This window comes from Sinorhizobium sp. KGO-5, assembly GCF_036245905.1.
Classification (GTDB): Bacteria; Pseudomonadota; Alphaproteobacteria; order Rhizobiales; family Rhizobiaceae; genus Sinorhizobium; species Sinorhizobium meliloti_A.
This window is the reverse complement of the sequence record NZ_BDIZ01000003.1, coordinates 633,693-646,138: the sequence shown is the minus strand read 5'-3', so window position 1 is coordinate 646,138 and position 12,446 is coordinate 633,693. Positions and strand designations below refer to the sequence as shown.

At 64.0% G+C, this 12,446-nt stretch carries 11 protein-coding genes; 7 read left to right on the top strand and 4 right to left on the bottom strand.

Going from position 1 to position 12,446, the window contains the following annotated elements:
- Window positions 1-117: 117 nt before the first annotated feature.
- Window positions 118-669 carry a methylated-DNA--[protein]-cysteine S-methyltransferase gene (locus tag BHD07_RS17090; RefSeq protein WP_102763653.1) on the top strand — a complete coding sequence of 184 codons (552 nt, stop codon included), beginning with the start codon at window positions 118-120 and terminating at the stop codon, window positions 667-669.
- Window position 670: 1 nt separating this feature from the next.
- Entirely contained in the window at window positions 671-1,936 is a 1,266-nt protein-coding gene (locus tag BHD07_RS17085) for an adenylate/guanylate cyclase domain-containing protein (protein WP_275599409.1), read from the top strand.
- Between the two features lie 51 nt (window positions 1,937-1,987).
- Here the strand turns inward: BHD07_RS17085 and BHD07_RS17080 are convergent, their stop codons facing one another.
- The 3 genes from BHD07_RS17080 to glgA all read right to left on the bottom strand — a co-directional run bounded on the left by BHD07_RS17080 (window position 1,988) and on the right by glgA (window position 5,580).
- Complete coding sequence (locus BHD07_RS17080) at window positions 1,988-2,764, bottom strand: ABC transporter substrate-binding protein (protein ID WP_338281890.1); 777 nt, start codon at window positions 2,762-2,764, stop codon at window positions 1,988-1,990.
- A 131-nt stretch (window positions 2,765-2,895) separates the two neighbouring features.
- Window positions 2,896-3,807 carry a DMT family transporter gene (locus BHD07_RS17075; protein ID WP_026168730.1) on the bottom strand — a complete coding sequence of 304 codons (912 nt, stop codon included), beginning with the start codon at window positions 3,805-3,807 and terminating at the stop codon, window positions 2,896-2,898.
- Window positions 3,808-4,119: 312 nt separating this feature from the next.
- Complete coding sequence (glgA, locus tag BHD07_RS17070) at window positions 4,120-5,580, bottom strand: glycogen synthase GlgA (protein WP_338281887.1); 1,461 nt, start codon at window positions 5,578-5,580, stop codon at window positions 4,120-4,122.
- A 323-nt stretch (window positions 5,581-5,903) separates the two neighbouring features.
- Here glgA and BHD07_RS17065 point away from each other — a divergent pair, with 323 nt between their 5' ends.
- Window positions 5,904-6,365 carry a YbhB/YbcL family Raf kinase inhibitor-like protein gene (locus BHD07_RS17065; protein WP_338281885.1) on the top strand — a complete coding sequence of 154 codons (462 nt, stop codon included), beginning with the start codon at window positions 5,904-5,906 and terminating at the stop codon, window positions 6,363-6,365.
- Between the two features lie 51 nt (window positions 6,366-6,416).
- On the opposite strand, the gene BHD07_RS17060 is transcribed toward BHD07_RS17065, so the two are convergent.
- Window positions 6,417-8,012: a winged helix-turn-helix domain-containing tetratricopeptide repeat protein gene (locus BHD07_RS17060; protein WP_338281883.1), complete on the bottom strand. Its 1,596-nt coding sequence runs from the start codon at window positions 8,010-8,012 to the stop codon at window positions 6,417-6,419.
- 255 nt (window positions 8,013-8,267) lie between these two features.
- Here BHD07_RS17060 and BHD07_RS17055 point away from each other — a divergent pair, with 255 nt between their 5' ends.
- The 4 genes from BHD07_RS17055 (at window position 8,268) to BHD07_RS17040 (ending at window position 12,346) form a co-directional block, all read left to right on the top strand.
- Window positions 8,268-9,020 (top strand): SDR family oxidoreductase, encoded by a 753-nt coding sequence (locus BHD07_RS17055; RefSeq protein WP_338281881.1) that lies wholly within the window; start codon window positions 8,268-8,270, stop codon window positions 9,018-9,020.
- 78 nt (window positions 9,021-9,098) lie between these two features.
- A complete protein-coding gene (locus BHD07_RS17050; RefSeq protein ID WP_100671340.1) occupies window positions 9,099-9,512 on the top strand; it encodes a cupin domain-containing protein in 414 nt (137 codons plus the stop codon).
- A gap of 87 nt (window positions 9,513-9,599) precedes the next feature.
- On the top strand, window positions 9,600-10,697 hold the full coding sequence (locus tag BHD07_RS17045; protein WP_338281878.1) for an HlyD family secretion protein: 1,098 nt from the start codon (window positions 9,600-9,602) through the stop codon (window positions 10,695-10,697).
- The gene (locus BHD07_RS17040; RefSeq protein WP_338281876.1) at window positions 10,694-12,346 is read left to right on the top strand and encodes an MFS transporter; all 1,653 of its coding nucleotides are present in this window, start codon (window positions 10,694-10,696) and stop codon (window positions 12,344-12,346) included. The genes BHD07_RS17045 and BHD07_RS17040 overlap by 4 nt, the downstream gene beginning before the upstream one ends.
- The last annotated feature ends 100 nt before the right edge of the window (window positions 12,347-12,446 follow it).

The following is a 12,446-nucleotide window of genomic DNA, read 5'->3' as shown; positions in this document are numbered from 1 at the left end:
AGGGAAAACGGGTTGAATTGAACGCCCGGGCGCACGATTCTCCATGAAGGAATTCGAAGCGCTACAGCGACCCGGTGTGCCTCGATCGGCCATGCGGTGCTGGAGGAGAGCGAACTCATGAACCACTACCATATTTTCGAAACCGTGCGCGGTTTCTGCGGCATCGCCTGGAGCGATGCGGGCATCACGCGCTTCCAACTGCCGACGCGAAGCGCCGAATCCACCGAGCGACTGCTTCTGCGGCGTTTGCCGGACGGAGCCCCGCAAGAGCCGCCGCCGAGGGTTGCCGAAGCGGTTGCGGCGGTGAAGGCCTATTTCGAGGGAAGGGAGACCGATTTTTCCCGCTTCGATCTCGATCTGCAGGGGCAGGACGCCTTCTTCGAGAAAGTCTATCAGGCCGCGCGAAAGATCCCGTGGGGAAGCACGACGACCTACGGCGCGCTTGCAAAGGAGCTCGGAGCAGGTCCGGAGGCGGCCCGGGATGTCGGCCAGGCGATGGCGAAGAATCCCGTGGCATTGATCATCCCGTGCCACCGCGTTCTCGCAGCCGGCGGCAAGATCGGCGGCTTCTCGGCGCCGGGCGGTTCATCCACCAAGCTCGGAATGCTCGAAATGGAAGGCGTCAAGGTCGCTCCGCCGGAGCCCGCGCAGCAATCCCTGGGGTTTTGAAATGGCCATCACGAATCCGAGCGAGGCGAACGTCGCGGTTCAGTCTCCGACGGAGCCACACCCGCCTTTGCCAGGCGAAAGCGAGGGAACATGGCCGGCGCGGCGGCGCCGGATCATCGACTGGCTCGTCATCGAGACGCGCGATGAACGCTTCATCGACAACATCTTCGTGGAGATGTGCGACAGGCTGGTGGAGGCGGGCGTGCCCGTCGCCCGCGCCACGCTTCATTTCAGAATTCACCACCCGCAGTGGATCGGTGCACGGATTCTGTGGCGAAAGGGCCTGGCGGATGCGGAGCTCGATACCTATGCCTATGGCGTCGAGGACACCACCCAATATCTGAGCAGCCCCTTGCGCGATTTCAACGAGGGGGCGGAGGAGGTGCGCAGACGCCTTGACGACCCGATGGCCGCGGGTCCGGATTACCCGCTCTATGATGAACTGCGCGCGGAGGGACTGACCGAATACATCATCTGGCCGCTGCTCCATACGCTCGGCAAGCGGCACGCGGTGACCTTTGCGAGCGACAGGCCGGGCGGATTTAGCCCCGATGATCTCGCCTTCCTGAAGGACATTCTGCCGGCCCTGGCGCTTGTCAGCGAGATCCGGCTGAAAAACCGCTTCGCCCGCACGCTTCTCGAGACCTATGTCGGGCCGCATGCGAGCGAGCAGATCCTTGCCGGAGCGACCACGCGCGGCAGCGGCGTGACGGTGGGTGCCGCGATCCTCATCTGCGATCTGCGCGACTTCACGAAGCTGTCGGACCTGTGGCCCCGCGACGACGTCATCGAACTCCTCAACGGCTATTTCGATGCCATGTCGGAACCGATCGAACGGCACGGCGGGGAGATCCTGAAATTCATGGGCGACGGGCTTCTGGCGATCTTTCCGCTCAGCAATCCATGTGCCTGCAGTCAGCTTCTCGGAGCCATCGGCGAGGCACAGGCCGCTCTTGCCGTTCTCAACGAGGAGAACCTGCGCAAGGGCCACGATCCGCTCGGCTACGGCATCGGCGTCCATGTCGGCGATGTGATGTATGGCAATATCGGTTCGCGCAGGCGTCTCGATTTCACGGTGATCGGACCGGCGGTCAACATCGCCTCGCGGCTCGAAACCCTTACGAAGGAGCTGAAGCGTCCGGTGCTGCTCTCAAGAGCCTTCGTCGAAAAGGCAGGCTGTAGAGGCCAGATGGAAAATCTGGGTTCCTATGTCTTGCGGGGGCTTGACGAGCCGGTCGATGTGTTCGCGTTTTCGGGGAAAAAATAGATTCTGCGTCTCATCCGGCCTGTCGGCAGGCCGGATGAGACGCATGCGCCGTCACTTCATCGTATAGACGTCGATGGTGAAATACTTGTCGTTGATTTTCTTGTAGGTCCCGTCGGCGCGGATCTCGTCAAGTGCCTTGTTCAGCCTCTCGCGCAGTTCATTGTCCTCCTGACGGACAGCAATGCCGACGCCGTCGCCGACGAATTTTTTGTCGGTGATCGGCTCGCCGATAAGCTCGCAGCAACCCTTGCCGTCGTCGTTCTTGGTGACCCAATCGAGCAGCGGCAGCATGTCGCCGACCTGCAGGTCGAGCCTGCCGTTGACCATGTCGAGATTGGCTTCGTCCTGGGTGGGATAGAGCTTGATCTCGGCATCCGGGTAGACGGCGGCGATATAGTCGGCCTGGGTCGTGCCGGCCTGGGCGCCGATCACCTTGCCCTTCAGCGCCTCGTTGCTGAAGTCGGTGATGCCGGCACCCTTCGGTGCCGCATGCGTCATCGCGGCGAGGTAATAGGGATTGCTGAAAGCCACCTGCTTCTTGCGCTCCTCGGTGATGAACATCGAGGCGATGATCATATCGTACTTCTTGGCAAGCAGGCCCGGAATGATGCCGTCCCAATCCTGAGCGACGACTTCGCACTCGACTTTCATGCGCTCGCAGAGCGCGAGGCCGATTTCCACGTCGAAACCGCCGATCTTCCCGCTGGAATCGACGAAGTTGAAGGGCGGATAGGCGCCCTCGGTTCCGATCTTCAGCTTCTCCGCAGCAACGGCGGAAGAAGACAGTGCAGTGCCGGCGAGTGCCAGTGCCAGAATGAGCTTTCGCATGTTCGTTCCCCTCGGTTGCGCCTTTGTTCGGCGCTTCCAAAGAACTTTAGGGACAGATTTTACATAAGCGAAATCGATAGGCGCGATAATCGATATTCTTCGCGTTGATGCGGGGGGGCGGCGGCGGGGACTCAGCCTTTCAGCCGCCCCTGCCTTTTCAGCTGCTGTTCGCGGAAGAAAATGAAGAGGCCCGAAGCGACGATGAGGGCGGCGCCGATCACCATCGACAGCCGCGGCGTGTCGCCGAAGATCAGCCAGCCGAAGAAGATTGCCCAGAAGAGCAGCGTGTACTGCAGCGGGGCGACCGTTGCGGCGTCGGCGAGCTTCAGCGCCCGGTTGACGAGCACATGGGCGATCATCGCGACGGCGCCCAGCAGGCAGATGAGCGCGGTGTCGACCGGTTTGAGAGGTGTCCAGTCGAAGGGTGCCCAGACGAGGCCGGCGACAGCGGCGCCGACGATCTGCCAGAAGGCAAGCGTCGTATCCGGAGTGCCGCGCAGCGACCGCCCGGAAATCATCATGAAGGCGAAGGTCATGCTGCCGAGAATCGAAATGACGGCCGGCAGCGTGAAGGCCTGTGACGACGGTTCGAGCGCGACGACGACGCCGACAAAGCCGATGCCGATCGCCGTCCAGCGCCGCCAGCCGACAGGTTCCTTCAGCACCAGCGGCGAAACGGCCGCGACATAGATCGGCGCCGCCAGCCAATAGGTCATGACGTCGGCCAGCGGCAGGTAGACGACAGCGAAATAGAACGCGACCACCTCGGCCGTCGAGGCGACGACGCGGGCAAACTGAAGGCCGGGCCGCTCGAGGGTAAAGAGCTTTCTCGGGCCGCTCACCCACAGAAAGGGCGCCAGCAGAAGGGCAGCGGCGATGCTGCGGATCAGCACCACCTGCCCGACCGAGTAGGTGGCGACGAGCCACTTGCCCATGACGTCGTTCACCGAGAACATCAACATGCCGAGGAGCATGACGACCACGCCGGCGCGGGCGGCGCCGTTTTCACGGGAAAGGTTGCCGGGGACGCTGTCGACGGCCATGGGTGCGAATTCCTTCAGAGCGGGACCGCGTTTTCCGCGGAACATTGCGGACAGGAGCTCGGGCTTCAGCGAATCCGGCGTCTGGCCTGCCGCAGCCATTCGCATATTCGGGCGGCGCAATCCATGCCGCACTGCTTATCAATTCATCACCTTTGCGAATGATAGCATTCCGCGAAATTGCGGATTGCGGGATAGGCGGGGCACGCGCCCGGTATCGCGCTGGCGCATTTCCGCTTTCCTCCGAATGCTCAGCCCTTTGCTTTCGAAGCTCCGGACGGAAAACCGCTGCGCAGTTTTCCTGGAGTTTCCAGGTCAGGCGCTGCCGACCAGACGCATGTCGGGATTGAGGAGTTCGCTGTAAAGCTCCGCATAGCGGGCCGCACTGCGATGCCACGAGCAGTCGGTTTTCATGCCTTGCCGGCGAAGTCCCTCCCAGACGCGTCGCAGCCGGTAGAGCCGGAAGGTGCGGCGCAGTGCATGGCGTAGCCCGTCCTCGTCGATGGGCGCAAACTGGATGCCCGTCGCGACATGGGCATGGAGCGCGGCATCGTTGGCATCGATGATGGTCTCCGACAGGCCGCCCGTGCGGGCGACGACCGGAACGCAGCCGTAGCGCAGAGCGTAAAGCTGCGTGAGGCCGCAGGGCTCGAACCGGGACGGAACGAGCATCGCATCCGCGCCGGCATGGATCCTGTGGGCAAGCTGCTCGTCATAACCGATGCTGACGCTTATGTTTTGCGGGTACCGTCGCATGAGATCCATGAATGCGGCCTCCAGCTTCTCCTCGCCTTGCCCATGGATGATCAGGGTGCCGCCATTCTTGACAATCTCGCCGGCGGTCGCGGCGAGCATATCCATGCCCTTCTGCCATGTCAGTCGGTTGACGCTGGCGAAGACCGGCCCGCAGGTGTTCGGCAGGCCGAAATGCCGGAGCAGCACCTGCCGGTTGGGCAGGCGGCGCAGCGGCACGCGTGCCGAATAGTGATGCTCGATGCAGGGATCCGAGGTTGGATCCCACACTTCCAGGTCTATGCCGTTGACGATGCCCACGACATCCGCATGCCGCTCGTTCATCACGCCTTCGAGCCCCATGCCGAAGGCCGGAGACATGATTTCCCGCGCATAGGTGGGGCTGACGACCGTGATCGCATCGGCTGCCTGCAGGCCGCCCTTGAGGAACCCGATATCGCCGTAATATTCGACGCCGTCGATCGAATAGGCGTCCGCCGGCAGGCCGAGCTCGGGGAAGTAGTGGGCCGGGAATTGCCCTTGGAACGCGAGGTTGTGCACGGTCAGGACGCGAGGAATGATGTCGTCGCCTGCGTATTTCAGATAGACGAGGCTCATCGCCGCGTGCCAGTCATGTGCGTGAATGATATGCGGCCGCCAGTTGGGAACGAGCCCGCCCGCGATTTGCGATGCGACCAGCGAAAGGGCGGCGAAGCGCTTCCAGTTGTCCGCATATTCCCGGCCATGCCTGTCCACGTAGAGAGCCCCTTCCCGGTCATAGAAGGCCGGCGCATCGAGCACGAAGAGATCCAGCCCCTGAGCCCTGGCCGCGATAAGGGTGGCGCGTTCGCCGAACAGGTTTTCGAACGCGGCGACGGGGGTCGCGTCGCTGAGCGCGCGCATGACGCCGGGGTAGCCCGGAACGAAGCTGCGCGTGTGGATGCCGTGAGCCCTGAGTGCTTTGGGGAGCGATCCCGCTACATCTGCCAGGCCGCCGGTCTTGACGAGCGGAAAAATTTCGGCCGTGACAGACAGTATCTGCATCGCTCATGTTCCGGGAAACGTGTTGACTGCAACCGGCCCACTCGCCGCCGATGTGCCCTCCATCAACACAATCACGAGGATCAAAGTTCCGGTCGTCCGGCGAAATTTTATCCGCCTTATCGGGCGCTGTTCGCGCTGCCCGGATTTGCGGCGCCTGCCGCCTTCGGGAACACAAGTCGCGGCTCTTGGTTCTCCTATTCGCGCGAGGAGGCGCCGATGGGGCAATGCCCCGCGCTCTCGTTTCCGCGGCAGCCGCGCCGAGCGTCCCGCCGGACCTGCAAAGATTGCTGCGGCATTTGCTTGTACATGGAAGGAGGCAACTGATGACCTTCAGTCTGATCAGTCCCGTATTCGCCGACGGCCAGCCGATACCGCAGAAATACACCCGTTTCGGCGAGAACCTGTTTCCCCCGCTGAAATGGACGGGCACGCCCGAGGGAACTGCGAGTTTCGCGTTGATCGTGGAGGATCCGGATGCGGTGAGCGGTTTGTTCCGCCATTGCGGAATTATCAACATTCCCGGCAATTGGACCGAGCTTCCGCAGGCCGTCGATACCGGCCCCGAACGTGGGATCAAGTTCATGAAGAACGATTTCGGTAACGCCCGTTACGACGGGCCGCAGCCGCCTTCCGGAACAGGCGTGCACCGTTACCGGTTCAGGCTCGCCGCCCTCGACGCGGCCAATCTTTCGATCCCCGACGACGTGGGCGCGGCGGAAGCCTGGGAGAGGGCCCGCAAACATCTCGTTGGAGAAGCGGAGATCGTCGGCACATACGAAGGCTAGAGGTAAGCACTTCCAGAAACGGTGTGTCCAGCGGCTTTCCGCCGCATCCGGTCACTCGGGCAACCCGGCCAGCCGCAGTCCGTCCGCGAAGCGCGCGAGATCCTCCGGGCGATGGATCGGCAGCCAGTCCTGGAGGTCGGAAAGGCGCAGCGACGGGTCGAGCCGGCGCAGGCGCTCCATCGCCCGTTGCGCTTCCTCCGTCCGTCCGGCAAGAGCATGGCTCGCCGCCACCAGGGCGACCGCGACCAAAAGGCTGGGCAGGTTCCCCAGCGCCCTTTCCGCCCAGACCAGGGCGGAATCGAAACGGCCGGCGAAGAAATGCGCGAGTGCCGTTCCGGCCTGCATCCGGAACATTTCCTGGTCCAACGGGCTCAGACGGGCTGCATGCTCGATATGCTCGATCGCACTCTCCGGTTCACCGCGGAAAACGCGCAGGAAACCGCCTAGAAACCAGGCGGGGGCGAAGTTGGGGTTGAGCAGCCGTGCCCTGTCGATGAGCGCGATGCCGCCGTCCAGGTCTCCGACGAGATGTCCGAGCGCGTGCCCGCTTCTCGTCAGCGCTACGGCATCGTCGCGGCCGAGTTCGACCGCCCGCCGCGCCAGGCGCGCTCCCTCGGCTATTTCCTCGCCCCGATCGACCATCCAGCCGTTCAATTTGCGCCAGAAATAACACCAGGCCGCCCCGGCATAGGCGGACGCAAATTCCTGATCGAGCTCGATCGCGCGATAGAACAAGGGCAGTGCGGCCTCGATTGCTTCATGGGTTCCGCTGTGCAGTTTTGCCATTCCGCGCAGATAATAGTCGTGGGCGTCGAGGCTTTCCGTCGGCTTGCGCTTGGCGCGCTCCATTTCCGCCCGCTCGACCTGCGGTGCGATAGCGCCGACGACGCTTTCCGCCATCCGGTCCTGCAGCTCGAAAATGTCGTCCAGGGTGCCCTCGAAGCGCTCCGCCCAGAGATGCGTCCCGGTTGTCGCGTCGATGAGCTGCCCGGTTATGCGCACCCTGTTTCCGGATTTGCGCACGCTGCCTTCCAGCACGTAGCGCACGCCAAGCTCCCTGCCGACGTCCTTCACCTCCACCGCCCGGCCTTTATACCGAAAGCTCGAATTGCGCGCGATGACGAACAGCCAGCGGATGCGCGAAAGGGCGGTGATGATGTCCTCCACGATGCCGTCGGCGAAATATTCCTGCTCCGGATCGCCGCTGAGATTCTGAAAGGGCAGGACGGTGATGGAGGGTTTGTCCGGAAGGACGAGCGCGGAGGGTGCTTCTCCCGATCCGCCGGAGGCCTCTAAGGCGACGCCGGCACCGACGGGCTGTCGGACTTCTGCGATCCCTCCGACCCTGATGTCGCCGACGAAGCGGAAGCCCTTGCGGGCGACCGTCCGGATCAGGCGCTGCTCCCCGCCGGTGTCGCCAATGGCTTTGCGAACCGCATTGATGTGGCTGGTGATCGTCGATTCCGAGACGATGCGGCCGCCCCACACCGCCTGGAGCAACTCGTCCTTGCTGACGACGCGGTCGCGGGTGCCGACGAGATGCAGCAGGAGGTCGAAGACCTGCGGTCCGACGGACACGACCTCTCCGCGCCGGGTGAGTTCCCGGCGCTCCTGGTCGAGCACGTAGTCTCCAAACATGAATTGCACTTCGGCATCCCCTGGCCGACCGCCCTCGGTTCGCTATCCGGGCAACCGGCGAATAATATCTGATAGCACGCCATCGCGTAACTGGCTGCTCCGCCGGCAGCAAGGCATGCCGGTCGAGCAACCGTTCTTTGGACGAAAATTCAAGCTTCCTTGAAGGGCAATTCAAGCCCGCCACAGGGACTTCCCCGACGCGCGCAGGCACTCTTTCTTCAGACCGACGGCAATGGTTGCAGTCGAGAGAAGCGGAGACAAGCGATGAAGATCGTCGTTATCGGAGGCACCGGCCTCATCGGATCGAAACTTGTGAAGAACCTTCGCGAGCGCGGCCACGATGTGCTCGCCGCCTCCCCCAACACGGGCGTGAACACCATCACCCGCGAGGGCCTCGCGGGGGCCCTGGACGGTGCGGATGTCGTCGTCGATGTGGCGAATGCGCCGGTGTGGGAGGACAAGGCCGTCCTCGAATTCTTCGAGACGTCGGGCCGCAACCTGCTGGCTGCGGAAGCTGCCGCCGGCGTCCGCCACCACATCGCCCTGTCGATAGTCGGCAGCGAACGTCTTCCCGACAACGGATATTTCCGTGCGAAGGTCGCGCAGGAAAACCTCATCAAGGCATCCGGCATTCCCTACACCATCCTGCGTGCCACGCAGTTCTTCGAGTTCGTCGGCGGCATTGCCCAGTCGGCCGCCGTCGGCGACGAGATACGCCTGTCGCCGGCGCTGATCCAGCCGATCGCCTCCGACGACGTGGTGGCAGCGCTCGCCGAGGTTGCGGTCGCACCGCCGGTCAACGGCACGCTCGAAGTCGCCGGGCCCGAGGCGATACCGCTCGATGAACTGGTCAGGCGCTTCCTGAGGCAGACCGAGGACCCGCGCAAGGTCCTGCCCGATGTCCACGCGCGCTACTTCGGCGCCGTGCTTGACGATCAATCGCTGACCCCCGGCAAGAACCCGCGCCTCGGCGCGATCCGCTTCGAGGATTGGCTCGGCCGCCAGGCCGCGGGCTGAGGCTCCCGCGAACAATCGAAAAGCCGACGCGGCACCGGGCCGCGCCGACACCACAAGCGCTCTCAAAGGAGAACTGAAATGTTCACGCGATTTCTCTCGGCCGTTGCTCTTGCAGCGCTCTCGTTCACTGCAGCCTCGGCAGGCGACCGGCCTGCCGGCAAGGTGACCGTCGTATTCGATCACGTCCTTCCGAACGTGCCCGGCAAAAGCATGCGGGGCGTCCTTGTCGAATACGGACCGGGCGGCGGGTCGCCCGCCCACACGCATCCGAAGTCCGCCTTCATCTATGCGACGGTGCTCGAAGGTGCGATCCGCAGCAGCGTCAACGGCTCCCCGGAAAAGGTCTATCAGGCCGGCGAAAACTTCTACGAAGATCCAGGCTCCCGACATCAAGTGAGTGCGAATGCCAGCGATACCGAACCTGCACGGCTGCTGGCGGTGTTCGTTCTCGACACCGAGGAAACGGAGCTGACGACACCCCTCAAGGAGTGAACGGGAAGAGCGCTCATCAACGCCGCAGCTCTGGCGCAGACCCCTGCGCCGGGGCTGCGGCAACCGGCACCAACAGGAATTGAGAAGATGAAATCGCTCGAGGACAAGGTCGCGATCATCACCGGCGCAAGGTCCGGGAACGGTGTCGCCGTGGCGCGACCCGACAGGAAAAAGATGATCGGCCTGGCGCTGTGCCTGGGGGCGGCCGTCGTCGTGGTTGCCGGATGGGCCTGGGCCCGCGAGAGCGGAGCGGCGTCGACAGACAACGCCTATGTCCGGGGGGATGTTACCGCGCTTGCCCCAAAGGTCGCGGGCTACGTCACGGCGGTCGAAGTCGAGGACAACCAGGCGGTCCGGGCGGGTGAGGTGCTCTTCCGGATCGACGATCGGGACTACCGCGCAAAGCTCGCGCAAGCGGTGGCCAATGTCGAAGCGGCCAAGGCGCGGCTGGCCAACGTCGACGCGGAGATGGCGCTTCAGCATTCCCTGATCCGCCAGGCCGAAGCGCAGCGACGTTCGGTCGCGGCCGAGTTGAACCTGGCGACCAAGGCCTCCGACCGCCGCCGCGAGCTTATCCGCAGCAACACTATCAGCCAGGCACATGTCGACGAAAGCGACGCGGCGAAATCGAGCGCCGAGGCGAACCTGTTGGCGGCTTCCGCAACGGTGGAGGCTCAGCAGCAGCGCATCGCCGTGCTTGCCGCACAGCGCGAAGCCGCGGTTGCTGCGGTGGCGCAGGCGGAGGCCGCGCGCGACCTCGCCCAGATCGATCTCGAGAGCACCGTGGTGCGCGCGCCCGTCGGCGGCGTCATCGGCAACCGGCAGGTCCGTGTCGGCCGGCTCGTCGCGCCGGGCGCTTCGCTGCTCGACATCGTTCCGCTCGACAATGTATGGATCGTCGCGAATTTCAAGGAAACCCAGCTCGAAAACATCCGGCCCGGTCAGCGCGCCAGCATCACAATCGATGGTTACCCGAGCGGAACGCTTGAAGGCGTGGTCGACAGTTTTGCGCCCGGCAGCGGCTCTGCCTTCAGCCTGCTGCCCGCAGACAACGCCACGGGCAACTTCGTTCGCGTCGTCCAGCGCGTTCCGGTGAAGATCCGGTTTGCCGGCAATCCGCTGTCGGGCCGCCTCGTGCCGGGCCTGTCGGCGCGCGTCGAGATCGATCTGGAGAGCGGTTCATGACCGTCGCCACCGCCACGTCGGGCCGCGACACATCCATGGCAGGGGGCCTTCTCGTCGCCGGCATAGTCCTTGCGACGCTGACCGAGGCGATCGCCAGCACCGTGCTCTCGCTCGGGCGCGGCGATATCATCGGCGACACATATGCGACGCCCGACGAGTTCGCCTGGTTGGATGTCGGCTACACCGCTTTCAAGCTTATCGGGTTCATGGCGGCCTCGTGGCTGATGAACCGCTTCGATCCGCGCAGTCTTATCGTCGGCTCGACCCTGGCAATGGGCATGGCGTGCGGCATCGCCGCCATGACGGCCCGGCTGGACCTTCTCGTCGGCCTTCGAATGATTCAGGGCTTTTCCGGCGGCACCCTGCTCGTTGGCGGCCAGGCGATCATCTTTCTCGCTTTTCCGCGGTCCCGCCAGCCGGTCCTCCAGGCCCTGTTCGCGATGGGGTCCGTCGTCGCTCCCGCGACGATCGCCCCGGCGCTTCAGGGCTGGCTGCTCGATAGCCAGTCCTGGACATGGATCTTCTTCGGCATCGTTCCGCTGGCGCTGGCGGCTGCCGGGCTTCTGCTGATCGCGCAAGCCCCGATGCCCGCACGAGGCGGGCGGCGGCCGTTCGACTGGATCGGCTTCTGCCTGATTTCCATTGCGCTTTTCTGCTTCACCTACGTGTTCAGCCAGGGCAGCCGGTGGGACTGGTTGGAAGAGCCCCGGATCCTGTGGCTGGCCGTGATCGGTACAGCCACGCTTCTGGCCTTTCTGGGTCAGCAGGTGCTCGCCAAAGGACAGGGCCTGTTGGACTTTACCCTGTTCGAAACGGAGGATTTCTGCTTCGCCTTCATCGTCAGTTTCGTCGCCGGCGCCGCATTGTTCGGGAGCGCGTTCCTGATCCCGTCCTTTGCCGTGTCCGTCCTTGCCTTCACGCCGACAGACGCCGGGCAGCTCCTGTTGCCGAGCGGTGCGCTCTTCATCGGCGCGCTCCTCATCGCAGCCTTTCTCATGCAGCTCCGCCGTGTTCCTCCGGTCGCCACCGTGCCCTTCGGCATCCTGATGATCATGGCGGCGATGTGGATGCTGTCCGGATCGACCAGCGAAAGCGGCGCGGGCGACATGATGGCTGCCCTCCTTTTGCGCGGTGCCGGCCTTGGCTTCCTTTTCCTGTCCATCACCCTGATCGCCTTCAGCAATCTCAACAGCCGCAATCTCGCCTCCGGCATCGGCCTCTTCAATACGGGCCGCCAGCTCGGCGGCCTCATAGGGGTCGGCGCACTCCAGACGCTTATCGAGCACAACGTCTCCCACAACCTCGCAGTCCTCGGCGCCAGCGTCACCGCGGGAGCCCCCAGGGTCGCCGAGCGGCTGACGATCACCGCTGCCATGCTGACGGCAAAGGGAATGGACGCGGCTGCCGCAAGCCGCGGGGCGGCGAACCTCCTCGGCCGGGCCGTGGCAGGTCAGTCTACCGTGATCGCCTTCGACACCGCCTTCAACGCGATCGCCCTCCTCTTCGTCATCGCCGCCCCCGTGCTGGTCGGCATCAAGATCGGCCTCTCGCGCTATGCGAAAGCGCGTGCTGAAAAAGGCCGCGCCCGTGTGGCGGCCAGGCCATCGGGTCACCGGACCTTTCCGACCAAGCGCGTCCCAGCATCATAAAGGTCTCGCTTTTCGAGACACCGTCAGTTACCCGTACCGTCGAGATCAGCTCGTTCAGTTCCAACGCAATCATGTCCCCCGCACCGTTGGTGAAGACCGA

What these genes read in the sequence shown, in the direction of transcription:
- BHD07_RS17090 (WP_102763653.1), top strand. Translation starts at nt 118, where the DNA reads ATGAACCACTACCATATTTTCGAAACCGTGCGCGGTTTCTGCGGCATC.
- BHD07_RS17055 (WP_338281881.1), top strand. Translation starts at nt 8,268, where the DNA reads ATGAAGATCGTCGTTATCGGAGGCACCGGCCTCATCGGATCGAAACTT.
- BHD07_RS17045 (WP_338281878.1), top strand. Translation starts at nt 9,600, where the DNA reads ATGAAATCGCTCGAGGACAAGGTCGCGATCATCACCGGCGCAAGGTCC.
- BHD07_RS17050 (WP_100671340.1), top strand. Translation starts at nt 9,099, where the DNA reads ATGTTCACGCGATTTCTCTCGGCCGTTGCTCTTGCAGCGCTCTCGTTC.
- glgA (WP_338281887.1), bottom strand. Translation starts at nt 5,580, where the DNA reads ATGCAGATACTGTCTGTCACGGCCGAAATTTTTCCGCTCGTCAAGACC.
- BHD07_RS17085 (WP_275599409.1), top strand. Translation starts at nt 671, where the DNA reads ATGGCCATCACGAATCCGAGCGAGGCGAACGTCGCGGTTCAGTCTCCG.
- BHD07_RS17075 (WP_026168730.1), bottom strand. Translation starts at nt 3,807, where the DNA reads ATGGCCGTCGACAGCGTCCCCGGCAACCTTTCCCGTGAAAACGGCGCC.
- BHD07_RS17040 (WP_338281876.1), top strand. Translation starts at nt 10,694, where the DNA reads ATGACCGTCGCCACCGCCACGTCGGGCCGCGACACATCCATGGCAGGG.
- BHD07_RS17065 (WP_338281885.1), top strand. Translation starts at nt 5,904, where the DNA reads ATGACCTTCAGTCTGATCAGTCCCGTATTCGCCGACGGCCAGCCGATA.
- BHD07_RS17080 (WP_338281890.1), bottom strand. Translation starts at nt 2,764, where the DNA reads ATGCGAAAGCTCATTCTGGCACTGGCACTCGCCGGCACTGCACTGTCT.